Here is a 23,196-nt window from a genome sequence, read left to right on the forward strand (position 1 = left end):
TCAGCTCAGTTCGTAGGCATCGAGCATCTGTGAGGTTTCGGTGGGGGAGTTGAACATCATCACGTCAATGATCGACAAACCCGCCTCGAAGGTCGGGCGCTTCTGCTCATAGGGCGTGAGCTTCGGCTCCTGGAAGCGCAGGGTCAGCCCGGCGGCCTCGTACTTGCCACGGTCGAAGAAGCTCTGCCCGCCCGGCGGGTTCCAGTACTCCTCCACGCCGCCCAGCGCCTTGCAGATGTTCAGCGCCCACTCGTCCGGCGCTGTCGGTTGCTCCATCGGCAGCTCCATGTGCGACAGCACCGGCATCTTCCGGGGGAAGCCGAGGTAGGCGCAGGTGGCCTCCAGGGTGGTCTTGTTCAGCGAGACGATGTCCTCGAACGGATGGTCCAGGGATGCGGCGATCATTTCCCGCACGTCGCGGTAATAGGGCGCGACCTTGCGGTACACGTCCAGCTGGGAGAACAGGCTGCGCCGCCAGTCCTGGCGGTTGTCCAGGCGCACGTCCTTGATCAGCGTCTGGCGGTGGTGCTTGATCCGCGGCACGCGGATGTACGACCAGCCGGCCTGGTGATTGAGGATGCGGTTGCGCTCGATCCAGCCGTGGTGGATGTACTGCACGGTATCGAACAGGACGAACAGGTCGGTGTGCTTGATCAGGCTGAAGTAGCCCAGGTACGGGAAGAAGTAGGGCTGCATGATGGCGGTTCGTTTCACGTCGGCTGCCTCGTTGGCCGAACTGGAGTCTCCTCCCGACTCCCGGGTACTACTGAGGAATGTTGCGAAAGATATTGCGAAATGTTTCCAGATGACTCGGAGACGCCGCAAAGGACGCCGGGGCAGGGATGGAAATCGGGCACGCTTCCGCCAGCCCTGACGTGCGAGCTGGCTGCCGCACTGTCTGGATGGCGCTTTTGGAGGGAGTCGCCGGGCGCCGGGTCGATCAGGCGCCGCTGGCAGCGACTACCGCCACTATAGGTGGGGAAACTGCTGACGCAAGCCGAGTTATCCGCCTGCGCTTATAGGGGAACATTCGCCAGACGCTGCCAGATGAAACTGTCAGTTCCGTGACAGTCGCCAGGTTGCCGCGCTGACTAGACTGCGCCATCGAACAACAACAACGAAGAGGCTACCGACCATGCACGCCGCTCATCCGCTGCCCACCGTGAACGTCAAGGACCAGGTCTCCGCCGCCGAATGGCAGACCCGCGTCGACCTCGCCGCCTGTTACCGGCTGATCGCCCTGCAGGGTTGGGACGACCTGATCTTCACCCACATCTCGGCCAAGGTCCCCGGCACCGAGGACTTCCTGATCAACCCCTACGGCATGATGTTCCACGAGATCACGGCGTCGAGCCTGGTGAAAGTGGACGCCTCGGGCAAGAAGCTGATGGACAGCCCCTATGACATCAACCCGGCGGGCTACACCATCCACAGCGCGATCCACGACGTGCGCCACGATGTCGAGTGCGTGCTGCACACCCACACCGCCGCCGGCATCGCCGTCTCCGCTCAGAAGCAGGGCCTGCTGCCGATTTCCCAGCAGTCGCTGTTCGTCCTCTCCAGCCTGGCCTACCACGGCTACGAGGGCGTGGCACTGAACCACGACGAGAAGGCGCGCCTGCAGGCGGACCTGGGCATGGCCAACTTCATGATCCTGCCCAACCACGGCCTGCTGACCTGCGCGGGCACCATCGCCGACACCTTCCTGATGATGTTCACCCTGCAGCGCGCCTGCGAAATCCAGGTGCTGGCCCAGGGTGGCGGCGCCGAGCTGATCATGATCCCGCAGCCGATCCTCGATGGCGCCCGCGCCATGGCCGCCGCCGTGACCAAGAGCAAACAGGGCATGGGCGGCGCGCTGGCGTGGCCGGCACTGCTGCGCAAGCTGGACCTGCAGAACCCCGGCTACCGCGACTGATGGCGCTGGCCGGCATCGCCCTGCGCGACTGGCGCGCGCAGGGCAGTGACTTCACCTTCCGTGGGCAGCAGATACGTTACTGGAGCGCCGGCAGCGGCGCTCCGCTGCTGCTGGTCCACGGTTTCCCCACCGCTTCCTGGGACTGGCACTACCTCTGGCAACCGCTGGCCGAGCGCTACCGGCTGATCGCCTGCGACATGCTCGGCTTCGGCGATTCCGCCAAACCCAGGGGCCACGACTACCGCATCCTCGAACAGGCCGACCTGCAACAGGCGCTGCTGGAGCATCTGGGCGTGCGCGAGCCGGTGCACCTGCTGGTGCACGACTACGGCAACAGCGTCGGCCAGGAGCTGCTCGCGCGGCACGAGGAGGGCGGGTTCGCCCTGGCCTCGCTGGCCTTCCTCAACGGCGGGCTGTTCCCGGAGACCCACCGCGCGGTGCTCTCGCAGAAGCTGCTGCTCGGCCCGTTCGGCTCCCTGTTCGGCCGTTTGTTCGACCGCAAGCGCCTGGCGCAGAACTTCGCCAAGGTGTTCGGTCCGCAGACCCAGCCGTCCGAAGCAGAACTGGATGCGTTCTGGGAGCTGATCCGCCATAACGACGGGCCGCGCGTCATGCACCGGCTGATCCACTACATCCTCGACCGCCGCCAGCACCGCGAACGCTGGGTCGGCGCGATGCAGCGCACGGCGGTGCCGCTGCGCCTGATCGACGGTCCGGAAGACCCGATCTCCGGCGCGCACATGGTGGTTCGCTACCGGGAGTTGATCCCGCGGCCGGACACCGTCGAACTGCCCGGCATCGGCCACTACCCGCAGGTCGAGGCGCCGGAACTGGTGCTACAGCACTATCTGTCGTTCCGACAGGAAAGGGCGCCGTAGCTACGGACCGATCCACCTGTAGATTCGGAACTGACTGATAGATCGGCCCTGCGTGGCAGCGGTAGCTTCCCCGGCTTTGTCCAGCCGGAGGTCGCTGCCATGCCACTCAGATCCGTCATTCCCGTCCGCCAGCCGCAGGGTTCGTTGCTGTACCGGGCGCTGCTGCACCTGCGCCGTGACTTCGTCTTCGTCGCCATTCCGGTGCTGCTGGTGCTGGTCGGAATCTGCGCAGCCGGTGGCTACTACGCCTGGCTCACGCAGGACTGGGTGCCCGCCGCCTTTGGCGCGCTGGCGCTGCTGCCGGCCTTCGGCCTGCTGCTGTTCTGGAGCGAGTACGACTGGTGGCTGTTCAAGCTCGGCCCGCGCTCGGAGCTGAACCTGCCGATGCGCTGACCGATCATCCCCTGGCCTTATCGAGCACTATTCAGCCTGGGTCGTCTTGGTTGTGACCGGATCGTGACTACCGGACACTCCAGAAAAAACCATCCTGCCTGGAGCCCCAATCATGAGTGATGCCCTGCGTTTCGACGGAAAAGTCGTGATCGTTACCGGAGCCGGTGGCGGTATCGGCCGCGCCCACGCCCTGCTGTTTGCCAAGCACGGCGCCAAGGTGGTGGTGAACGACCTGGGCGGCAGCACCCATGGCGAAGGCGCCAACGCCTCGGCTGCCGATCGCGTGGTCGCGGAAATCCGCGAAGCCGGCGGCACTGCCATCGCCAACCATGACTCGGTGACCGACGGCGAGAAGATCGTCCGCCAGGCCGTCGAGGAATTCGGCCGCATCGATGTGGTGGTGAACAACGCCGGCATCCTGCGCGACAAGACCTTCCACAAGATGGAAGACGCCGACTGGGACCTGGTCTACAAGGTCCACGTCGAAGGCGCCTACAAGGTGACCCGCGCCGCGTGGCCGTTCATGCGCGAGCAGGGCTACGGCCGGGTGATCTTCACCTCGTCCACCTCCGGCATCTACGGCAACTTCGGCCAGAGCAACTACGGCATGGCCAAGCTGGGTCTCTACGGCCTGACCCGCAACCTCGCCATCGAAGGCCGCAAGAACAACATCTTCGTCAACGCCATCGCCCCCACCGGCGGCACCCGCATGACCGAAGGCCTGATTCCGCCGCAGGTGTTCGAGGCGCTCAAGCCCGAACTGGTCAGCCCGCTGGTGGTGTACCTGGGCAGCGAAGCCTGCCAGGAAACCTCCGGCCTGTTCGAAGTCGGCGGCGGCTGGATCGGCAAGGTGCGCTGGGAGCGCAGCCTGGGCGTGGGCTTTGACCCGCGCGAAGGCTTCAGCGTCGAGGACGTGGCGGCCAACTTCGCGCAGATCTGCGACTTCGAGAACGCTGCACATCCCAAGGACAACGTCGAAGCGCTGCGCGAGATGATGGCCAACCTGCAGAAATACGCCGGTTGATCCGGCCAGCCTGACCGGTGGAACGGCCAGCGGGGCTGTTCCACGGCGGCGAACGCAGTAAGGTGAAAGGGCCGGCTCAATGCCGGCCCTTTTGCTTTTCCGCTTCCAGGCCCGAGGAGTTCGCCATGAGCGTGATAATCCAGAAGAACGGACCGGTGACCACCCTGGTCATCGCCCGCCCTGCGGTGCGCAACGCCGTGGACCTGCCGACCGCCCAGGCGCTGGCCGATGCCCTGCGCGACTTCGAGCAGGACGAGGAGGCCCGTGTCGCCGTGCTCACCGGCGCCGGCGGGACCTTCTGCGCGGGCGCCGATCTGGCGGCGGTGGCCGAGGATGGCGAGCGGCGCAACCGCCTGGAAATGGAGGGCGATGGGCCCATGGGGCCGAGCCGTATGCAGTTGTCCAAACCACTGATCGCCGCCATCGAGGGCTACGCCGTGGCCGGCGGGCTGGAACTGGCGCTGCTGGCGGATTTGCGAGTGATGGCCGAGGACGCGGTGTGTGGGGTTTTCTGCCGTCGCTTCGGCGTGCCGCTGATTGACGGCGGCACCGTGCGCTTGCCGCGCATCGTCGGTCAGGGACGGGCGCTGGACCTGATCCTCACCGGTCGCCCGGTGGGCGCGCAGGAGGCGTTGGCCATGGGCCTGGCCAATCGCGTGGTGCCCAGCGGGCAGGCGCTGGAGTCAGCCGAGGAGCTGGCGCGGGAGATCGCCGAGTTTCCGCAGTTGTGCATGCTGGCCGACCGGGCGAGCGTGTTCGCGCAATGGGAGCTGTCGTTCGACGTGGCGCTGGCCAATGAATTCCAGGGCGGGATGGCGGTGATCGAAAGCGGCGAGACGGTGGACGGGGCGAAGCGTTTCGCTGGCGGGGAAGGGCGGCACGGCCGATTCTAGAAAGAGAAAAGCGGAGGCCTTGCGCCTCCGCTTTGCTTTGATCAGTCGCGCTCGATGATCACATAGGTCTTGCGCGTGGTTTCCTGGATGTCCCAGATGCCCAGGCTGTTCTGCGGCAGCAGGAAGGCGTCGCCTGCCTGGAAGGCGATCGGCTCGCCGCCGTCCGGAGTGAAGGTGCCGCGACCGGCGATGAAGTGGCAGAACTCCTGCTCGACGATCTGGCGGCGCCAGCGGCCGGGGGTGCATTCCCAGATGCCGGTTTCCACGCGGTCGGTGCGCTCGATGGATTCCACACGGGTTTCCGAAATCGGCTCGCCCAGGGGCACGGCAACCGGGTTGGCTTCACCGAGTTCGGCGTGCAGGGTGTTCTTCAGGTGGGTCAGTTTCATACGGGGGGCTCCAGTGGGCTTTCTATTCGGGGCTGACTGTTCGCAAGCAGGCCAGCGTGTCAGCCGACCTTCCAGGTCATCAGGTTTTCCATGCTGGCGGCGACTTTCTCGGCCAGCCGGCGGCGCCAGGGCGCGCTGTGGGGGTTGGCCAGCACATCGTCCTCGTGCACGAAGCTGCGGATGATGGCGTTGTAGCCCAGCCAGCGGCAGGGTTCGGGTTCCCAGCCGCGCAGGCCGTCCTGCACGCTGCGATCATTGATGACCCAGGGCTGGCGGGTGAGGGCGCTGTCCTGGCCGAGGATCAGGTCGGCGAGGGTGCGGCCGCCCAGGTTGGTGGCGCCGACGCCTTCGCCACCGTAGCCGCCGGCGAGGGCGATGCCGTTGCGGCGGTCGATCAGCATGTGCGGGTGGAAGCGCCGCGACATGCCCAGGTTGCCGCCCCAGGTGTGGGTGATGCGCACGTCCTTGAGTTGCGGGAACAGTTCGCTGAACAGGTAGCGGCGCAGGCCGACTTCATCCTCGGTCAGGCTGAAGTCGTTGCGCAGCTTGCCGCCGAAGCGGTAGCCGCCGCGGGCGCCGAAGGCCAGTCGGTTGTCCGGGGTGCGCTGGCCGTAGGTGACCTGGCGGCTGAATTCGCTGAAGGCCTGGCCCTTGTCGAGGCCGATTTCGGCCCACACCGATTCGGGTAGCGGCTCGGTGGCCACCAACAGGCTCTGTACCGGCAGTTGGTAATTGCCCAGCGGCGGCAGGTCGGCGGCGTAGCCTTCGATGGCCGGCACCACCCAGTGAGCCTTCAGCTCTCCCCGGTCGGTGCGCAGCAGGCCGGGCGCCCAGTGGGTGACGCGGCTCTTCTCGAAAATCTGCGTACCCTGGCGTTCCACCGCGCGGGCCAGGCCACGGACCAGCTTGGCCGGGTCGATGGTGGCGCAGTGCGGGGTGTGGATGGCGCCCAGCGAGCTGGGAATGCGCAGCTGCTCGTCCAGCTCGCTCTTGCTCAGCCAGCGGTAGTCGTCCTCGGTCAGGCCTTCGGCGTGCAGGTGGGCGAGGTATTCGCGCAGGCGGGTTTCCTGCTCCGGGTAGCGCGCGGCGGTGTAGAGCACGCCGGCCTTGCGGTAGTCGCAGTCGATGCCTTCGCGGTCGAGCACGCGGGCCACTTCATTGGGGATGTCGTGCAGCAGGTCGTAGGACGCGCGGCGCTGCTCGGGCGACAGGCCGGCGAGCAGGCGATCCTCGCCGAGCATGTTGCCCATCAGCCAGCCGCCGTTGCGGCCCGAAGCGCCGAAGCCGGCGGTCTCGGCCTCGACGATGGCGATCTTCAGCTGCGGTGCGCGCAGCTTCAGGTAGTAGGCGGTCCACAGGCCGGTATAACCGGCGCCGGCGATGGCCACATCGACGTCCAGGGTGCCCTGCAGGGACGGCCGCGGGACGAGATCATCGTCCAGCTGGTTCATCCACAGACTGATATGACGCCATGCCGACATAGACGACTCCGAAAGGAAGAAGGGGGAATGTCGGCAAGCCTAGATTTGGCGCGGGGTTCTGTCGTGCGCGCGGGTACGCGAGGATTGCTCGCGTACCCGCCGGCAGGGGCGCATCAGGCCTCCTGCTGTTCCTCGCGCAGGCGCTTGAGGTACTCGCGGGGGGACTGGCCGGTCTGCTGGCGGAAGCAGCGATAGAAGGCCGACAGCGAGTTGAAGCCGGCGGAGAAGGCCAGTTCGTCGATGCGCGAAGGCAGCGGCGGGCGCAGCTGGCTGAGCAGGTGGGTCAGGCGCGTCTGGTTGACGTACTGGTAGAAGCTCAGCCCCATCACCTGGTTGAGCAGGTAGGAAATCTGGTTGCGCGTGTAGCCGGTGGCGGTGGCCACCTGGGTCAGGTCCAGGTCCGGCGCAAGGTATGGCTGGCTCTTGCTGAAATAGTCTTCCAGGTCGCTGGCCAACTGGCTGAGCTGGCGCGGCGAGAGGCCCAGGCGGCTGGTGGCCGGACGCGGGTCGATGGCCTGCGGACGGCTTTCGCCGCCTTCGCGCACCACCGAGGCGTATTCGTTGATGCGCCAGATCAGGCCTTCGCGCACGGTGATCGCCTCGCTGGAATGGAAGGTCGCCAGGCGGCCGCTCAGGGTGACCGCGATGCGGTACTGGATGAAGGCGGTGTCGCCGTCCACGCGGATGCGGTCGATGTGGTCGAGGAACTCTTCCGGGCGGCTGGGCATGGTGCCCTGCACGTAGTCGCGCAGGTCGGTGTAGCCCAGCGTGCGGTTCTGGAAGAAGTCGTTGTACTGCACCTGCGGGTGATACAGCGCGAGCACCGCTTCGAGGTCGCGATGCTTCCAGCACTGGTGGTAGCGCAGCACCACCTCGCGGGTCTGCTCGGTCAGGTGACTGTCGGTCGGGCGTTGGTCGATGGCTTGCATAGGAAGCTAAGGATGCCCCAGACAGCGCTTCTCGGGTAGTGGCAAAGCACCTGTCGGGTGCAAGGCACTATCCATCGTCTCGATGATCCGTCATCGCCTGCGCCAATATCGCCCGCCGGAGCCCGTCCCAGAGGGGGGATTCACTCTTTCGGGCGACACGCCAAATACCACCTTGGAGCGCTTACTCCCTGTCAGGTCGCTCAGTAGGGTAAGGCCACCTAGACACCGTCAGGAGAGCCGCATGACAACAAAAACAAGGCGCGGATTCTTCCAACCGCAACTTCTCGCCACTGCTGTCGCCCTGGGATGCGCCACCCAGGCTCAGGCAATCAACTTCAACATCGGGGAGATCGAAGGACAGTTCGACTCCAGCCTGTCCGTGGGGGCCAGCTGGAGTACCCAGAGTCCGAAGCAGGATCTGATCGGTGCCGCCAACGGCGGCCACGGCATGACCCAGACCAACGACGACGGCCGGCAGAACTTCCGCAAGGGCCACACCTTCTCGAAGATCTTCAAGGGTATCCACGACCTGGAGCTGAAGTACGGGGACTTCGGCGTCTTCACCCGTGGCAAGTACTGGTATGACTTCCGCCTGAAGGACGAAGGCGTAGCCTTCAAGGATCTTTCCGACGACGGCCGCAAGGAAGGCGCCAAGTCTTCCGGAGCGCAGCTGCTCGACGCCTTCGGCTACTACAACTACGCCATCGCCGACATGCCGGGCACCGTGCGCCTGGGCAAGCAGGTGGTGAGCTGGGGTGAAAGCACCTTCATCGGCAACAGCATCAACAGCATCAACCCGATCGACGTCTCCGCCTTCCGCCGTCCCGGTTCGGAAATCAAGGAAGGCCTGATCCCGGTGAACATGCTGTACATGTCGCAGAGCGTGACTGACGCGCTGTCCGTGGAAGGCTTCTACCAGCTGGAGTGGGACCAGACGGTGCTCGACAACTGCGGCACCTTCTTCTCCACCACCGACGTCGCCGCTGACGGCTGCAACACCAACTACAACATCCTCGACCCGGCCACCGTCAACTCGCTGAACGCGCCGGCGACCAAGGCCCTGCTCAACTCCCTGGGTGTCACCGTGACCCCCGAGGGTCTGATGGTGCCGCGCGGCGCCGATCGTGACGCACGTGACTCCGGTCAGTGGGGCCTGGCCCTGCGCTGGCTGGGTGACGACGTGGAGTACGGCGCCTATGCCATGAACTACCACAGCCGTACGCCGATCGTGAGCATGAAGAACGCCGGCACCGCCGACATCGGCAACGTCCTGCGCGCGCTCTCCGTGCCCGGTGGCGCTGCGCTGGCCCAGCCGCTGCTGCTGGGGCGTGGCAACTACTTCCTGGAGTACCCGGAAGACATTCGCCTGTACGGTCTGAGCTTCTCCACCACCCTGCCCACCGGTACCGCGTGGAACGGCGAAATCAGCTACCGGCCGAACATGCCGCTGCAGCTCAATACCACCGACATGACGCCGCTGCTCGCCACCACCGTGGTCGGCGGATTCACCAGCGGTGGCGCGGCCGGCGCGCTGGCCCAGGCCAACCGGATCAGCCACGGCTACATCCGCAAGGAAGTGACCCAGGCGCAGACCACCTTCACCCACTTCTTCGACCAGACCATGGGCGCGGACCGCGTAACCCTGGTGGGCGAAGTCGGCATGACCTATGTCGGCGGCATGACCAACGAAGTCGGCGAGCGCTACGGTCGAGACTCGGTCTACGGCGTCCCGGAGAATGCCACCGCGCGTAACGAGTACGGCAGCGGCGGCTTCTACACATCGTCTTCCTGGGGTTACCGCGCCCGGGCCATCTGGGACTACAACAACGTCTTCGCCGGGGTGAACCTCAAGCCGAACCTCGCCTGGTCCCACGACGTGCACGGCTACGGCCCGGTCTTCAACGAGGGCAGCAAGGCCGCCAGCGTTGGTCTGGATGCGGACTACCAGAACACCTACACCGCGAGCCTGAACTACACGAACTTCTTCGGCGGCGATTACAACACCATCGTCGACCGTGACTTCGTTTCGCTCAGCTTCGGCGTGAACTTCTGACCTGCCTGCTCAAGGAATCGACATGAGAACGACAAGAATCCTCCAATGCGGCGCGCTGGCCCTGAGCCTGCTGTCCTGCGGCGTAATGGCGGCGGTGTCCGCCGACGAAGTGGCCAAGCTGGGCACCAGCCTGACGCCCATGGGCTCGCAGAAGGAAGGCAACGCCGACGGCAGCATCCCGGCCTGGACCGGCGGCATCTCCCGCACCGCCGGCAAGCTGGACGCCAAGGGCTTCCTCTCCAACCCGTTCGCCGACGAGAAGCCGCTGTTCACCATCACCGCGCAGAACGTCGACCAGTACAAGGACAAGCTCTCCGCCGGCCAACTGGCGATGTTCAAGCGCTACCCGGATACCTACAAGATTCCGGTGTACAAGACCCACCGCACCTTCGCGCTGCCCGACGACATCTACGCCGCCATCAAGCGCAGCGCCGAGTTCGTCCAGCCGATCAACGACGGCAACGGCCTGGAGAACTTCGAGAAGAGCCGCTACTACGCCTTCCCGCTGCCCCAGAACGGTGTGCAGGCGCTGTGGAACCACCTGACCCGTTACCACGGCGGCAACATCTCCCGCTCGGTGGTGCAGGTCGTGCCGCAGACCAACGGCAGCTACACGCCGATCCGCTTCGAGGAATCGATCGCGGTGCCGCAGAACATGGGGGACCAGGATGTCAGCAAGACCGGCAATATCCTGACCTACTTCAAGCAGCAGGTAACGGCTCCGGCGCGTCTGGCCGGTAACGTCCTGCTGGTGCACGAGACCCTGGACCAGGTGAAGGAGCCGCGCCTGGCGTGGATCTACAACGCCGGCCAGCGCCGCGTGCGCCGCGCCCCGCAGGTAGCGTACGACGGCCCGGGCACCGCCTCGGACGGCCTGCGCACCTCGGACAACTACGACATGTTCTCCGGCGCCCCGGACCGTTACGACTGGAAACTGGTGGGCAAGCGCGAGATGTACATCCCGTACAACAGCTACCACCTGAACTCGCCGGAGCTCAAGTACGACGACATCGTCAAGCCGGGCCACATCAACCAGGACCTGACCCGTTACGAACTGCACCGTGTGTGGGAAGTCGTGGGCACCCTGAAGTCCGGCGAGCGCAACATCTACGGTCAGCGCCACTTCTACCTCGACGAGGACAGCTGGCAGATCGCGGTGTCCGAGTTGTATGACGGTCGCGGCCAACTGTGGCGCGTCGGCGAAGGCCACGAGATGACCTTCTACACCGAACTCGCCACTGGCTACGCCGCCGAGTCGCTGTACGACATCCTCGCCGGCCGCTACGTGACCTTCGGCCTGAACAACGAAGAGAAGCGCGGCTACCAGTTCGGCAACAAGGCCAGCATGGCCGACTTCACCCCGGCGGCACTGCGCAACACTGGCGTGCGCTGAAGTAACACTCCGCTCCTTGGCCCCGGCAGCCCATGTGGATGCCGGGTTTCTTTTTTTGTCGTCGGCAAGGCGCGCGGCCTCTGTTCCGGCCCGGGGGCGGCCTGCGCTATACCGTCCCATGAATCTGGCTGATGGTCCTTTGCCCGCTTCGCCCGGCGGCATAGTCTGGCCTGCAAATGGCCGGAAGAAGCCCATGTCGACAATCGCCCTGCACAGTCTTGCACAGCACGGTGCGGCGCTGCCTCGCCTGCCCCGCCAGCACCTGCCCCGCGAACGGCTGCATGCCAGCCTGAGCGCCACCGAGTGCCGCCTGCGCTTGCTGGTGGCGCCGCCTGGTTGCGGCAAGACGGTGCTGATGAGCGAGTGCGCGCGCCTGGCGCCAGCCGGCACCCGCGTGGTCTGGCTGGGCCTGGGCGGTCGAGCGCTCGAGCCCGAACAGTTCTGCGAACGCCTGGGCGAGGCGCTGGGCGTGCCGTGGTCGGGCGAAGCGGCCCTGGCGGCCTGGCTGGAAAACGCCAGCGAGCCGGTCTGGCTGATGCTCGACGACTATCCGCGCGCCCCCGATTCCGCCCTCGACGACTGCTTCGACCGTCTGCTCGCCGTGGCCTCGCCGCAGATCGGCTGGTGGCTGGCCAGCCGCCGTCGCCCAGCCTGCAACCTCACCCGCCTGCTGCTCGAAGGCGAGCTGCTGGAGCTGGCCGCCAGCACCCTGGCGCTGACCCAGTGCGAGCTTGATGCCTACCTGCAGACCGCCGGCCTGGAATGGCCGCAGGCCCAGCGCCAGGCCCTGCAGGACGCCACCCATGGCTGGTTCGCCGGTGTGCGCCTGCGCCTGCTCAGCCTGGGGGCCGAACCTATCGCGCCCTGCGCCACCCAGGTGGCCGAGACCGGCAACGGCCTGCTGCAGGACTACCTGCAGCGCGAAGTCCTCGCGAGCCTGCCGGCCCAGCTGGCGGAAACCCTTTGCGGCCTGGCGCAGATCGCCCGTTTCAACCGCGAACTTTGTGATTACCTGTTCGATGAGCCCGGTCTCGGCCTGGACGGCCTGCAAGCCTGGGGCGTGCTGATCGAGGCGGTGGACAATACCCAGCACTGGTTCCAGGTCGCGCCCATGGTGGCGTCGGCGCTGGCGAGCCTGTCGCGCTGGCCGGCGGCGACCCTGCACCGGCGCGCCTGCCAGTGGTTCACCCAGGGCGGGGAAATCCACTCGGCATTCGAGCATTCCCTGTACGCCGAGCAGCCGGACGTTTCCGCCAGCCTGCTGCAACGCCTCACCGAAGAGCAGCTGCTGCATGGGCGCAACGTCGAGCGTGTGCTGCAACTGCGCGAGTCGCTGCCCGAGGAACTGCTGTGCAGCACGCCACGCCTGCTCATCCTCAACGCCTGGACGCTGTTGTTCGTCGGCCGCCTGGATGACGTGGAGGCGCTGCTGACGGGCTTCGACCGCTTCCTGCCGATGCCCGGCGAACACCGCCAGCGCGCGCTGGTCGCCCAGTGGCAAGGGCTGAACGGCATGCTCACCCACGCGCGCGGCCTGCCCGGCTCCCGCGAGCAACTGCGCGAGGCCTTGCAGCACCTGCCGGAGGAAGCCTGGTCGCAGACGCTGATCTGCCTGTCCGCTCTGACCCAGCAGGCCCAGGCCGAAGGGCGTCTGGCCGAGGCCCGGCTGATCAACCGCGAAGCGCTGCGGCGCGCTCGCCTGCAAGGCAGCACCACCTTCGAAGCGCTGCTGGAGCTGGACCGCGCCCAGTGGCTGGAGCAACGCGGCGAGCTGCAGCGCGCCGATGCGCTGCTGGCGCGGGTGCAGGAATACCTCGACGAGATGCGCATCACCTGTAATGCCATGGCCGGCCGCGTCGCGCTGCGTCGTGGCTGGCTATGCCTGCGCCAGGGGCGTGACGAAGAGGCCCGCGAGCTGTTCATCGCCGGCCTCAACGAAACTCGCCGCAGCCACGATCCGAGCTCGATCTACGGTTTTACCGGCATGGCCTGGCTCGATGCGCTGGACGGCGACACCGATGGCGCTTTCAGCCGCCTGCTGGAAGTCGAGCGGCTGATGCAACTGCAACATGTCCCCGAGCCCATCTATCGCGGCCCGCTGCTGCTCGCCAGCGGCGCGCTGAACCTGCGCCAGAACCGGGCGGGGCCGGCGCGGGAAGTCCTGCAGCGCGTGGCCTCGCGCTATCGCGCCGACCGCCTCAGCCCGCCCGCGGCGGCGCCGGACCAGATACTGCGGGTCGAACATCACCTGGCCCTGGCCGAACTCTATGACGGCGACGTTGACGCCGCCCTGCAGCGCCTGCTGGCGATGCTGCCGGACCTGCTGCGCCAGGGCCGCAACACCCTGGCCTGCGACGTCTGGCTGGCGCTGGCCGAAGCGCACTTCATCGCCGGCAGCCTGGACGAAGCGCGCAGCGCGCTGGATCAGGGGGTATCCCTGGCCCAGCGCTTCGGGCTGCTCTCGACGCTGCGCGACACCCAGCGCCGCCAGCCCGGCCTGTTCGGCCTGCGCCCGCATGCTGGCGAGATGGCACCGCACAACCTGCTGAGCCTGCGCGAACTCTCGGTGCTGGAGCTGATCGCCCGCGGCTGTTCCAACCTGGAAATCGGCGAGCGGCTGTACATCTCCCTGCACACGGTGAAGACCCACGCACGCCGGATCAACGGCAAGCTCGGCGTGGAGCGCCGCACCCAGGCGGTCGCGCGGGCAAAAGAGCTGGGCCTGCTGAAGGTCTGACCCGTGAGTCTCAGTGCAGCGCCTTGGGCGGCACGCTGATCTCGGCCAGGCGCTGGGCCAGGCGCATCTGCTCGGCGGCGTCGTCGCTGAGCAGCATGGCGCGCTCCAGGTCGTAGCGCTCCGCCTGCGGGCAATCCAGCACGTGGTAGAGGTCGGCGCGGGCGAGGTGATCGCTGGCGCTGGGCGGCCCCAATTCCAAAACGCGCTGGGCATCCTTCAGCGCCGCCAGCGGTTCCCCGGCGGCCAGGTGCAGCTGGCGCAGATTGCGCGACAGGCGCTGCAGCATGTCGGCGGCGCTGGCTGTGCGCAGGTGCTCGGCGGATAGCTCGGTGTTGATGCCCATCTGGCGCGCCAGCAGATCACGGCAGTCGCGGGTGTAGAGACGGCGGCCGGTGGCGGGGTCGAGCAGGTGGTCGGCACCGGGCACGCGCAGCAGGAAACGTCCGGGGAAGTTCACCCCGACCAGCGTGATGCCGTTGCGCCGAGCCATCTCCAGTGCGATCAGCGCCAGCGACAGTGGCTGGCCATGGCGGCGCTGCAGTACCTGGGGGAGCAGGGCGGCACGCGGGTGCAGCGGGTACTCGTCGTCCTCGGCGAAGCCCAGCTCGCTCAGCCGGCGCAGCAGGAACTGCGCGCGCTCGGCATCGCCGGTGCCCTGCGGCAGGGCCACCGCGACCTGGTGCGCGAGCGAGTCGAACCAACGCAGCGCCTGGTCTGGCGGCAGGTGCGGTTCGTGCTCGGCGGCGATCCACAGGGCCGCTTCGAACAGGGCGGGCGGGTCCTGGGCAAGACAGGCAAGGCAGGCTTGACGCGGGTCCATGGCGTTCTCCGGCTGACCCTGCGGTTGTAACCGGAGCGCCGGGCACTCGTCCAGTGGTGCAGTCGTCGCCCGTGAAGGTGTTGTGACAGGCGCTGCCTATACTGAAGAGGGTCCGCCTTCGGACCGCCGTCCACCCCCAGCAAGGGAGCGCCGCCATGTTCGACATGATGGAAGCCACCCGGCTCGAGTCGCTGCATCTCTTCCAGGACCCGGCCACGGGACTCAAGGCCATCATCGCCATCCACAACTCCCGCCTCGGCCCTGCGCTGGGTGGTTGCCGCTATCTGCCCTACCCCAGCGACGATGCCGCACTGCGCGATGCCGCGCGCCTGGCCCAGGGCATGAGCTACAAGGCGGCGCTGGCCGGCCTGCGCCAGGGCGGCGGCAAGGCGGTGATCCTGCGCGCGCCGCACGTCAACAACCGTGGTGAGCTGTTCGAGGCCTTCGGCCGCGCGATCGATTCCCTGGGCGGCGCGTACATCACGGCGGTGGACAGCGGTACTTCCAGTGCCGACATGGACTGCATCGCCCAGTTCACCCGTCACGTCACCAGCACCACCAGTGGCGGCGATCCCTCACCGCACACCGCCCTCGGCGTATTCGCCGGCATCCGCGCCAGTGCCCAGGCACGACTGGGTAGCGATGACCTGGACAGCCTGCGCGTGGCGATCCAGGGCCTGGGCAATGTGGGCTACGCGCTGGCCGAACACCTGTCGGCCGCGGGGGCTGAATTGCTGGTCAGCGATATCGACGCCGGCAAGGTACAGCTTGCCGTCGAGCAACTGGGCGCCCGGCCGGTGCCCAACGAAGCACTGCTCACGACGCCGTGCGACATCCTCGCTCCGTGCGGGCTGGGCGGTGTGCTGACATCGCATGTGGTCGGCCACCTGCGCTGTGCTGCCGTGGCCGGGGCGGCCAATAACCAGCTGTCGCACCCGGAGGTCGCTGACGAGCTGGAGGGAAGGGGCATCCTTTACGCGCCGGACTATGTAATCAACTCCGGCGGGCTGATCTACGTCGCGCTGCAACACCAGGGCGAGTCCCTGCCGACCATTACCGCGTACCTGTCACGCATCGCCGAACGCCTGACCGAGGTCTACGCCCACGCCCAGGCCGATCACCGTTCACCGGCGCGCATCGCCGATATGCTGGCCGAACGGATTCTCTACGGGTAGGCGGACCGAAACCGGGCTCAGTCGAACTCTGCCAGTAGCTCGCCGCCTGCTCGTTTGCAGGCGGCTTGTTGTGCAGGGCTGAGTTGGTGGCGCCAGACATCGAGGCGACTGGTGTCCGGCGGCAGGGTTGTACGCCACTGCTGGTGCAGGCGTTGCTCCTTGCTGACCAGTAGCTGGCCATCGCTTCGGATGCGAGCCTGATGTTCTTCCAGGCGCGAGGCCGAGCCAAGGTGGTAGTCGAGCATGGCCGGGTGGAAGTCCAGCTCGATGAACTCGCAGATGCGCCTGGTCTGTATTTCCGGCTCATTGAGCAACTGGTCATAGCGGACCTCGAGATAGGGCAGGCCCTGACCCTGCTGACGGGCATCGCCAATCAGCTGAGCCCAGCGCGCTATCAGCAGTTCAGGCTCCCGGTCTGGAGCGAACCAGGTTTGTCCCCAGGATAGGGCGACGTCCCGGCCATCGCGCAGGATATGGATGAAGCGGGCTTCCGGCAGTTGCTCGGCGACAGTACGCATGCGTTGCAGATAAGACGGTGTCTTGTCTCCGAAACGTGGCTTTCCCAAGCGCGCGGCATAGAGCTTGTAGAACAGCCGCAGTACTTGCGGCAGGCCGGCCTGCGCTGGCAAGCAGGCTGCAGCATCGATGAAGTGATCCGCGTCCAGGGCGAAGTCTGCCCAGGCCGGAGCAGACTCCGGCAGCAAGGTCAACGCTCGGGCCAGTTCGGCGGCCGGAGCTGGATTGCGCAACAGGGTTTCGTTGAGCAAAAAGCCGGTTTCCGGGGGAATCGCCAGCTGCGGGTGGGCGTCGAGAATGAAGCGCAGCAATGTCGTGCCCGAGCGTGGCACACCAACAATGATTGGCATGGGCCGGGAGTGTTGTGGTTGCCCACTCACCGCAATAACCCCTCGAGCAGTACATCGACGACGCGTTCCTGCGCCGTTTCTGTCAGGGTGGGGTAGAGCGGCAGGCACAGCACCTGACGAGAAGCCTGCTCTGCGTTGGGCAGGGCTTCATAGCGGCAACGGCGGGCGAAAGCAGGTTGCTGGTGGGCGGGCGTGGGATAGTGGACGGCCACCTGGATACCAGCCTTGAGCAGATGTTCGGCGAGGCGGTCACGCTCCTCGAGCCGCACGGCGTACTGCGCGAAGACCGAACTGGCACCGGCCAGCATTCCCTGGCGCCGCAGGCTGTTGCCGGCTACGGCCAGCCCCAGGTCGTAGCGTCGCGCTATGGCCTGCCGGCGTGCCAGCTGTTCCGGCAGGCGTCCAAGGGCCACCAGCAGCGCACAGCACGACAAACCATCCAGCCGACCGTTGGTACCCACCGAGCTATGCAGATACTTGGCGGACTGGCCGTGATCGCGAGCCTCAAGAATGCGCTGGGCGAGCCGCTCGTCCTGGGTGAACAGGGCCCCGCCCTCGCCAGCGCCGCCGAAGGGCTTGGTGGGGAAGAAACTTGTGCAGCCGATGTCGGCCAGGCCACCGCTGTGTCGGCCGTGAAGCGTCGCGCCGTAGCTCTGGGCGGCATCCTCGATGACTCGCAGGCCGTGCTGGCGGGCCAGCGCATTGAGTGAGTTGAAGTCGGCCGGCTGGCCGAACAGCGAGACGGCGATGATGGCCCGGGTGCGCGGGCCGATCAGACGAGCGCAGGACTCCACGTCGAGATTGAGCGTTTCGGCATGGATATCGGCCAGCACCGGTGTGGCGCCCTGCAGCAGGACAGCTTCGACCGGAGCGGCGAAGGTGAACGCCGGCACTATCACTTCGTCGCCGGGGCCGATGTCCAGGGCCATCAGCGCCAGTTGCAGGGCCATGGTCCCGGAGCTGCAGGTGAGGGCGTGGGCAACGCCACAGTCCGCCTGCAGGAGCCGCTGCAGCTCCTGCACTTCGGGCCCCATGATGAAATGCCCATGCTCGAACAGGCGGGCCACCCGCGCCAGAACCTCGTCCTTGAGCGGCTGCCAGTCGGCCACCAGGTCGATGAAGGGAACCGCAGTCGTCATTCGTTGCTCCGGGAATAAATCACAGTACGGCCTCGGCCATCTGGCAGCCGTTGCGGATGCGTTCGCCCAGCAGGACCGCTTCCAGGGCCTGGCTGCCCAGGGCGATGGGCGAGGGCTCGCCGCGCAGCGCCATGAGGAAGGCCTGCGCCTGGCGCGTCAGGGCGTCCGGTTCGTGGCTGGCGTAGCGTACGTCCAGGTCGATCACCCGGTTCGCCATGTCGCCCTCGTAAAGCCGCACCTGGCGCTGCCGGCGGTCGCTTTCGCGGCACGCAGTCAGGTTCACCCGGCGACCATTGGCGTAATTCAACTGGCAGCGGACGTGCGACAGCTGGCCGTCCTGCCGGCGCCATTCGAGCAGGCGGAGCTCTTCCTCGGGAGCCCCCAGGGTATCCAGCAGCCAGTCCAGGTCATGGATCATCAGATCCTGCACCACGTCGCTGTCGCCTTTGAGCGAGCGTTGAGGTGGGGGGGCGGCGCGTATCACTTCTACGCAGGGTGCGTGACCGGACAGCGCGCTGCGAGCCAGGTGCAGGGCGGGGTTGAAGCGCTCGCTGTGGCCTACGGCGAGGAGCGCACCGCTGCGCCGGCTGGCATCGACCAGGCGCCGACACCCGGCGAAGGTCAAGGCCAGGGGTTTCTCCACCAGGCAATGGATGCCGGCCTCGAGCAGGGGGAGGGCGCAGTCGACATGCTGGTCGCTGGGGGTGGCGATGATCGCCACGTCCACCCGGCCCACCAGTGCTTCGGCGCTGTCGAGACAGGTCATCGCCTGGGCCGTCGCCCAGGCGATCTGTTCGGGGGCGCAGTCCACCAGCGTTGTGAGCCGGACGTCAGGCAGGCGCTGCCAGGCGGCACAGTGCAGGCGGCCCATCTTGCCCAGGCCGACGATTGCGACGCGCAGTGGCGAGTGCAGAGCGGCGCTCATCCCTTGCGCAGCCAACGTCTGAGGCGTCGGTACGGGGCGAGGGCGCGCCAGGTCCGCGAATCGAGGACTTCGGCGAGATCGGCTTCGACCTTGCGCAGGTGCAGTTCTCGCTCGCTTGCCAGTGCTTGCCAGCGTTGGCCATGCTGCTCCTGCACGGCCAGTTGGTTTTCCAGCTGCTGGCCGTGCAGCTCTTGCTCCGTCAGCGACGCCTGCAGGTGCTGAGCGCGCTGCTCGCCCTCGTCCAGCAGCGACTGCAGATGCTGGCAATGCCGTTCCAGTGCGGCCCACTGAGTGTGGTGTCCGTCGAGTTGCTCGGTCAACTGGCGAACCTGCCCTTGCACGTGTGCGAGGTTCCGCTGGGCCTGTGCGGCATGGTGTGCAGTCTGGTACTGCTTCTTGATGGTGGGTGCCAGCCAGCGCAGGTAGGCGGCTCCGGCCTGCAGCTGGGACTGCGGCGACGGGGCGTTGTCGCCCTCTGCAGAGTCCTCGATGAGCTGGGTATAGATCTGCAGCCAACGATCCACCACACGCTCCATGTCGGCATCCTGGCGAATCCAGTCGCTGACCCGGCGCGCGTCCTGGCTGTCGTAGCGATTTATCTGTGCCAGCAGGGTCTCTTCGTCCAGAGGCAGGCGCTGCATGCTGCGTACGCCGAAGTTCAGGCGACGCAGCTCGGCCAGGTTGTCGCTGTCCACCATGCCCGCCAGGCCTACTTGATCGGCGACCACGACCGCACAGCCGCTGGCCATGGCTTCGAGGGCCGCGCGCGCCTTGGCGAACACCAGGTCGTAATTACCCAGTATCTGCGCCGGTTCCTTGACCGCGTTGCCCGAGCCGCCGCCAACCACGTCGACCTGCACGATGCCCGCGCGATGGCAAGCGTTACGCATGGCTTCGAGACTGGGTTGGCCTGCAGCGTAGTTGCTGAAGATCAGCGCGGAGCGTGGGCGCTCGGGTAATGCCGGGCGCTGTTTGAAACGCTGCAGATCGACGAAGTTGTACAGCACTTCGCAGCGCTCCGGAGGAATCCCTGGCGTCGTCAGCAGACGCTCCAGACACAGGTCGTCCACGGCCAGGTACCGCCCGATGGCAGGCAGCACAGGGGGAACTTCCTCCCAGGGCAACCAGCCGTGGCAGATGTACAGTGCCGGGACGCGGGGGAAGTGCAGCATCGCGGTGGCCGCATCCAGATGGTGCTGGCCGTGGATGACGTCAGGCGGAATATTCAGCGCATTCAGGTCGTCGATGACCGGAATGGTCGCCCGGCGCAGTTCTTCGGCGACGTCGCCCAGCTGCGAGCTGTAAGCCACCGGCAAGTGGCCGCGGCGCAGGAGCGCCAGCGCCAGGTCACGGACGTAGAGTTCGGAACCGGCGCGGTTGCCCAGGGTGTTGTTGGTGATGAGAACGCGCAACGGCTTGAAGGTCGCTTCAGACATGGCGCAGCCCCAGTGCCTGGCGAACTGCACGGGCTGTGGCCGGGCGCAGCTCGAAGTGAGAGGCGATGTCGACCAGGCGCTGGACCATCTGTGCGTTGCTTGCCAGCTCGCGGCGCTGCGGATCGAGCCACAGGTAGTCTTCCAGGCCGGTTCGGACACCGTTGCCGTACAACAGGCCCTGGGTGTTCATCACCAGTTGGCTGGTTCCCACACCGCCTCCACACCACAGGGCGCCTTGCGGCAATTCGCTGAGCAGTAATGCCAGGGCGCCGGGTCTGGCCTGGGCGCCGGCAACATTGCCGAGTATGAAGTTGAAGTACAGCGGCGGCTGGATCAGCCTGCGCTCGAGCAGGTAGTGGGTGTAATTGAGCATGCCGGCGTCGAACACTTCCAGCTCCGGCCGGATGCCCGCTTCGGCCATGCGTTCGGCCAGGCGCTGGATCATCTCGGGGCTGTTGACGCTGGCGCTGCGGCTGAAGTTCAGCGACGACAGGGTCAGGCTCGCCATGTCCGGTCGCAGGTCGCCGGTGAGCCCGAGCGGGTCGGCACGCTGCTCGAACTCGCCGAAATCGCGGCCACTCAGGGACACGCAGATGACGACGTCGGGATGCACCTCGCGGATGCCACCGATGATGCGGGCATAGACCTCGCGGCGATAGGTCGGCCGACCCTGCTCATCGCGTGCATGCAGGTGCAGCATGTTGGCGCCCAGCGTGACGCAGCGGCACGCGTCGGCAACTATCTCTTCCACGCTCAGCGGCACATGAGGGCTCATTGCCCGTGTGGGGAGCATGCCGGTGGGGGCCAGATTGAGGATGAATCCTTCCATCGTCGTCTCAGTCGCTCTCGACGGTCACGCCGGCGCGGCTGCGCGCGGGGTTGCCGATCACCGTGGCGCCCGCCGGGACGTCCTTGGTGACGACGCTGCCGGCGCCTACGACGGCGTTCTCGCCGATGGTCACGCCCGGCAGGATGACGCTGCCGCCGCCGATCCGTGCGCCCCGGCAGATGCGCGGGTAGACCATGGGGCCGCCCTTGAGCTTGTCGTTGAGGGTGACCACGTGCGGACCGATGAAGACATCGTCCTCGATCACGACGCCGCGAGTGATGTGGCAGGCGGTCTGGATCGACACGCGTTCGCCGATGCGGCAGTCGCAGATGTTGCAGTGCGAACCGATGGTGACGCCAGCACCAATTCGCGCGCCGCTGTGGATCAGCGTCATCGAGCCGACCCGGCTCTGCGGGCCGATCTCGACGTTGTCCTGTACTTCGGTGAGTAGCGGGTTGTAGAAGCGGACTTCGGGGAAGCGCTGTTCGAGTTCATGCATGGCGTCAGGCGTTCTCGAGTTGGGTTTGGTCCTGCCATTGGCGGACGCTGACCTGGTTGGGCAGGTAGCTCTGGGTGTAGATCCAGCCACGATCGGCCGGCAGAACCTTGAAGGGCAGCGCCACCTCGACGATGTCGTGGAAGACTGCCTGGGCGTGCTTGTCGACGGGTTCGGTGATCGATAGGCGCAGGCTGTAGTCGCCGTGCATCAGCGGCAGCCGGGTGCGGTATTCGATGCAGTGGATTTCGCCAGGCTGCATGGTCAGCAGGGGCTGTTCGGTGATGAGGAAGTCGGCGCCGATCACTGACACCAGGTGGCGGTCGCGCACCTTGTAGTTGACCGATACCGCGGCGCTGCGCAGACACTCGACATGAATGCGGATGATCGCGGGAGCATCGAACTGGAACAGTTCGGACGGCTCGCCGGAGGCGTTGAGCAACTCCACCAGACGCACGCGGCTATCGCCGGTGCCCTGCCGCTTGTTGATCCAGCGCTGTTCGAAAGCCTGGCAGCGGGCGAGGTAGGCGGCGTCAGTAACCTGGCATTTCGGGGTCGCTCCCTCGGAAGATGCCGCCGGTTGCGCCAACACCTGGTTCTGGGTCTGGTGGATGTCGTGCAGGTAGAGATCGGTGACTTCGCCGCAGGGGCCTTCTGCCTTGATCCGTCCGGATTCCAGGTAGATGGCACGGCTGCAGATGGCGCGGACGGTACCCACGTCGTGGCTGACCAGCAGCAGGCTGCCGCCAGCTTCCTGGAAGCCGCGGAACCAGTGCATGCATTTGGCCTGGAAGGCCGCATCGCCCACCGACAAAGCTTCGTCGACGATAAGCAGTTCCGGATCGGAGTGCGCCAGCACGGCGAAGGCCAGGCGGACATACATGCCGCTGGAATAGGTCTTCACCGGTTGTGCCACGAAGTCGCCGATTTCGGCGAAAGCGATGATCGAGGGCAGCCGCTGTTCGATCTCCTCGCCGCTCATGCCCAGCACGGCGGCATACAGGCGGACGTTCTCGACCCCCGTGAACTCGGGATTGAAGCCTACGCCCAGTTCGAGCATGGCGCAGACCCGACCGCGCACCAGGACAGTGCCGCTGCCCGGGCTCAGGGTTCCGGCAATGAGTTGCAGTAGGGTCGATTTGCCCGAGCCGTTACGCCCGATGATAGCAACGGCCTCACCGGCACTCAGGGTCAAGTCGATGCCGCGCAGGGCGTGGAATTCGTTGGCGCTGTCGCGTGGCCGGCCACCAAGCCAGCGGGGCCAGACATGGCTCAGGTCATCGAGGAGGCGATCGCTGGGCTTGGAATATTGCCGGAAACTCTTGCTCAGGGCTGAGCAGCGGATGAGTTCGGTAGCGGGCGAATCGTGCATGATCGGTCGTCCTGATCACGACCACGCGGCGGACGTCCGCACTCCGGCAA

At 66.5% G+C, this 23,196-nt stretch carries 21 protein-coding genes; 9 read left to right on the plus strand and 12 right to left on the minus strand.

Annotation, left to right across the window (positions count from 1 at the left end):
• Positions 1-714, minus strand: coding sequence for a WbqC family protein (locus IB273_RS09310; RefSeq protein ID WP_230986095.1), 714 nt, complete (start codon positions 712-714; stop codon positions 1-3).
• Between the two features lie 421 nt (positions 715-1,135).
• On the opposite strand from IB273_RS09310, the gene IB273_RS09315 reads away from it, so the two are divergent.
• The 5 genes from IB273_RS09315 to IB273_RS09335 all read left to right on the plus strand — a co-directional run bounded on the left by IB273_RS09315 (position 1,136) and on the right by IB273_RS09335 (position 5,106).
• Positions 1,136-1,918, plus strand: coding sequence for a class II aldolase/adducin family protein (locus IB273_RS09315; protein ID WP_192223927.1), 783 nt, complete (start codon positions 1,136-1,138; stop codon positions 1,916-1,918).
• Complete coding sequence (locus IB273_RS09320) at positions 1,918-2,796, plus strand: alpha/beta fold hydrolase (protein ID WP_192223928.1); 879 nt, start codon at positions 1,918-1,920, stop codon at positions 2,794-2,796. The genes IB273_RS09315 and IB273_RS09320 overlap by 1 nt, the downstream gene beginning before the upstream one ends.
• A gap of 99 nt (positions 2,797-2,895) precedes the next feature.
• On the plus strand, positions 2,896-3,189 hold the full coding sequence (locus tag IB273_RS09325) for a hypothetical protein (RefSeq protein WP_081516241.1): 294 nt from the start codon (positions 2,896-2,898) through the stop codon (positions 3,187-3,189).
• Between the two features lie 112 nt (positions 3,190-3,301).
• Positions 3,302-4,213, plus strand: a complete 912-nt coding sequence (locus tag IB273_RS09330; RefSeq protein WP_081516240.1) for an SDR family oxidoreductase — start codon at positions 3,302-3,304, stop codon at positions 4,211-4,213.
• 125 nt (positions 4,214-4,338) lie between these two features.
• A complete protein-coding gene (locus tag IB273_RS09335) occupies positions 4,339-5,106 on the plus strand; it encodes a crotonase/enoyl-CoA hydratase family protein (RefSeq protein WP_081516239.1) in 768 nt (255 codons plus the stop codon).
• A gap of 41 nt (positions 5,107-5,147) precedes the next feature.
• Here IB273_RS09335 and IB273_RS09340 read toward each other — a convergent pair whose 3' ends face one another.
• The 3 genes from IB273_RS09340 to IB273_RS09350 form a co-directional block, all read right to left on the minus strand.
• Positions 5,148-5,495 (minus strand): cupin domain-containing protein, encoded by a 348-nt coding sequence (locus IB273_RS09340; RefSeq protein WP_081516238.1) that lies wholly within the window; start codon positions 5,493-5,495, stop codon positions 5,148-5,150.
• Positions 5,496-5,554: 59 nt separating this feature from the next.
• On the minus strand, positions 5,555-6,976 hold the full coding sequence (locus IB273_RS09345; protein ID WP_192223929.1) for an NAD(P)/FAD-dependent oxidoreductase: 1,422 nt from the start codon (positions 6,974-6,976) through the stop codon (positions 5,555-5,557).
• Between the two features lie 113 nt (positions 6,977-7,089).
• Positions 7,090-7,905, minus strand: coding sequence for an AraC family transcriptional regulator (locus IB273_RS09350; RefSeq protein ID WP_081516236.1), 816 nt, complete (start codon positions 7,903-7,905; stop codon positions 7,090-7,092).
• Between the two features lie 241 nt (positions 7,906-8,146).
• Between IB273_RS09350 and IB273_RS09355 the strand changes: the two genes are divergently transcribed.
• From IB273_RS09355 to IB273_RS09365, 3 genes are all read left to right on the plus strand, one after another.
• The gene (locus IB273_RS09355) at positions 8,147-9,958 is read left to right on the plus strand and encodes a DUF1302 domain-containing protein (protein ID WP_081516235.1); all 1,812 of its coding nucleotides are present in this window, start codon (positions 8,147-8,149) and stop codon (positions 9,956-9,958) included.
• 22 nt (positions 9,959-9,980) lie between these two features.
• Complete coding sequence (locus tag IB273_RS09360; protein WP_081516234.1) at positions 9,981-11,351, plus strand: DUF1329 domain-containing protein; 1,371 nt, start codon at positions 9,981-9,983, stop codon at positions 11,349-11,351.
• Between the two features lie 193 nt (positions 11,352-11,544).
• Positions 11,545-14,088 (plus strand): LuxR C-terminal-related transcriptional regulator, encoded by a 2,544-nt coding sequence (locus IB273_RS09365; RefSeq protein ID WP_192223930.1) that lies wholly within the window; start codon positions 11,545-11,547, stop codon positions 14,086-14,088.
• A 10-nt stretch (positions 14,089-14,098) separates the two neighbouring features.
• Here IB273_RS09365 and IB273_RS09370 read toward each other — a convergent pair whose 3' ends face one another.
• A complete protein-coding gene (locus IB273_RS09370) occupies positions 14,099-14,908 on the minus strand; it encodes a SirB1 family protein (protein WP_081516232.1) in 810 nt (269 codons plus the stop codon).
• A gap of 155 nt (positions 14,909-15,063) precedes the next feature.
• On the opposite strand from IB273_RS09370, the gene IB273_RS09375 reads away from it, so the two are divergent.
• Positions 15,064-16,083, plus strand: coding sequence for a Glu/Leu/Phe/Val dehydrogenase family protein (locus IB273_RS09375; RefSeq protein ID WP_192223931.1), 1,020 nt, complete (start codon positions 15,064-15,066; stop codon positions 16,081-16,083).
• A 17-nt stretch (positions 16,084-16,100) separates the two neighbouring features.
• On the opposite strand, the gene IB273_RS09380 is transcribed toward IB273_RS09375, so the two are convergent.
• From IB273_RS09380 to IB273_RS09410, 7 genes are read right to left on the minus strand one after another with little or no spacing between them, the layout of a single operon-like run.
• On the minus strand, positions 16,101-16,949 hold the full coding sequence (locus tag IB273_RS09380; RefSeq protein ID WP_081516230.1) for a sulfotransferase family protein: 849 nt from the start codon (positions 16,947-16,949) through the stop codon (positions 16,101-16,103).
• A gap of 26 nt (positions 16,950-16,975) precedes the next feature.
• Positions 16,976-18,088: a DegT/DnrJ/EryC1/StrS family aminotransferase gene (locus IB273_RS09385; protein ID WP_192223932.1), complete on the minus strand. Its 1,113-nt coding sequence runs from the start codon at positions 18,086-18,088 to the stop codon at positions 16,976-16,978.
• A gap of 19 nt (positions 18,089-18,107) precedes the next feature.
• Positions 18,108-19,013, minus strand: a complete 906-nt coding sequence (locus IB273_RS09390) for a Gfo/Idh/MocA family protein (RefSeq protein WP_192223933.1) — start codon at positions 19,011-19,013, stop codon at positions 18,108-18,110.
• Entirely contained in the window at positions 19,010-20,449 is a 1,440-nt protein-coding gene (locus tag IB273_RS09395; RefSeq protein WP_192223934.1) for a glycosyltransferase family 4 protein, read from the minus strand. Before IB273_RS09395 ends, IB273_RS09390 begins: the two co-directional genes overlap by 4 nt.
• Positions 20,442-21,278, minus strand: coding sequence for a 3-keto-5-aminohexanoate cleavage protein (locus IB273_RS09400; RefSeq protein WP_192223935.1), 837 nt, complete (start codon positions 21,276-21,278; stop codon positions 20,442-20,444). Before IB273_RS09400 ends, IB273_RS09395 begins: the two co-directional genes overlap by 8 nt.
• Before the next feature lie 7 nt (positions 21,279-21,285).
• Positions 21,286-21,777, minus strand: a complete 492-nt coding sequence (locus IB273_RS31745; protein ID WP_151188212.1) for an acyltransferase — start codon at positions 21,775-21,777, stop codon at positions 21,286-21,288.
• 4 nt (positions 21,778-21,781) lie between these two features.
• On the minus strand, positions 21,782-23,146 hold the full coding sequence (locus IB273_RS09410; RefSeq protein ID WP_151188211.1) for an ABC transporter ATP-binding protein: 1,365 nt from the start codon (positions 23,144-23,146) through the stop codon (positions 21,782-21,784).
• Positions 23,147-23,196: the final 50 nt, after the last annotated feature.

This window comes from Pseudomonas sp. PDM19, from assembly GCF_014852215.1.
Lineage (GTDB): Bacteria > Pseudomonadota > Gammaproteobacteria > Pseudomonadales > Pseudomonadaceae > Pseudomonas.

What these genes read in the sequence shown, in the direction of transcription:
- IB273_RS09400 (WP_192223935.1), bottom strand. Translation starts at nt 21,278, where the DNA reads ATGGAAGGATTCATCCTCAATCTGGCCCCCACCGGCATGCTCCCCACA.
- IB273_RS09345 (WP_192223929.1), bottom strand. Translation starts at nt 6,976, where the DNA reads ATGTCGGCATGGCGTCATATCAGTCTGTGGATGAACCAGCTGGACGAT.
- IB273_RS09410 (WP_151188211.1), bottom strand. Translation starts at nt 23,146, where the DNA reads ATGCACGATTCGCCCGCTACCGAACTCATCCGCTGCTCAGCCCTGAGC.
- IB273_RS09325 (WP_081516241.1), top strand. Translation starts at nt 2,896, where the DNA reads ATGCCACTCAGATCCGTCATTCCCGTCCGCCAGCCGCAGGGTTCGTTG.
- IB273_RS09355 (WP_081516235.1), top strand. Translation starts at nt 8,147, where the DNA reads ATGACAACAAAAACAAGGCGCGGATTCTTCCAACCGCAACTTCTCGCC.
- IB273_RS09315 (WP_192223927.1), top strand. Translation starts at nt 1,136, where the DNA reads ATGCACGCCGCTCATCCGCTGCCCACCGTGAACGTCAAGGACCAGGTC.
- IB273_RS09395 (WP_192223934.1), bottom strand. Translation starts at nt 20,449, where the DNA reads ATGTCTGAAGCGACCTTCAAGCCGTTGCGCGTTCTCATCACCAACAAC.
- IB273_RS09380 (WP_081516230.1), bottom strand. Translation starts at nt 16,949, where the DNA reads ATGCCAATCATTGTTGGTGTGCCACGCTCGGGCACGACATTGCTGCGC.
- IB273_RS09390 (WP_192223933.1), bottom strand. Translation starts at nt 19,013, where the DNA reads ATGAGCGCCGCTCTGCACTCGCCACTGCGCGTCGCAATCGTCGGCCTG.
- IB273_RS09320 (WP_192223928.1), top strand. Translation starts at nt 1,918, where the DNA reads ATGGCGCTGGCCGGCATCGCCCTGCGCGACTGGCGCGCGCAGGGCAGT.
- IB273_RS09330 (WP_081516240.1), top strand. Translation starts at nt 3,302, where the DNA reads ATGAGTGATGCCCTGCGTTTCGACGGAAAAGTCGTGATCGTTACCGGA.
- IB273_RS31745 (WP_151188212.1), bottom strand. Translation starts at nt 21,777, where the DNA reads ATGCATGAACTCGAACAGCGCTTCCCCGAAGTCCGCTTCTACAACCCG.
- IB273_RS09350 (WP_081516236.1), bottom strand. Translation starts at nt 7,905, where the DNA reads ATGCAAGCCATCGACCAACGCCCGACCGACAGTCACCTGACCGAGCAG.
- IB273_RS09385 (WP_192223932.1), bottom strand. Translation starts at nt 18,088, where the DNA reads ATGACGACTGCGGTTCCCTTCATCGACCTGGTGGCCGACTGGCAGCCG.
- IB273_RS09340 (WP_081516238.1), bottom strand. Translation starts at nt 5,495, where the DNA reads ATGAAACTGACCCACCTGAAGAACACCCTGCACGCCGAACTCGGTGAA.
- IB273_RS09370 (WP_081516232.1), bottom strand. Translation starts at nt 14,908, where the DNA reads ATGGACCCGCGTCAAGCCTGCCTTGCCTGTCTTGCCCAGGACCCGCCC.
- IB273_RS09365 (WP_192223930.1), top strand. Translation starts at nt 11,545, where the DNA reads ATGTCGACAATCGCCCTGCACAGTCTTGCACAGCACGGTGCGGCGCTG.
- IB273_RS09360 (WP_081516234.1), top strand. Translation starts at nt 9,981, where the DNA reads ATGAGAACGACAAGAATCCTCCAATGCGGCGCGCTGGCCCTGAGCCTG.
- IB273_RS09335 (WP_081516239.1), top strand. Translation starts at nt 4,339, where the DNA reads ATGAGCGTGATAATCCAGAAGAACGGACCGGTGACCACCCTGGTCATC.
- IB273_RS09375 (WP_192223931.1), top strand. Translation starts at nt 15,064, where the DNA reads ATGTTCGACATGATGGAAGCCACCCGGCTCGAGTCGCTGCATCTCTTC.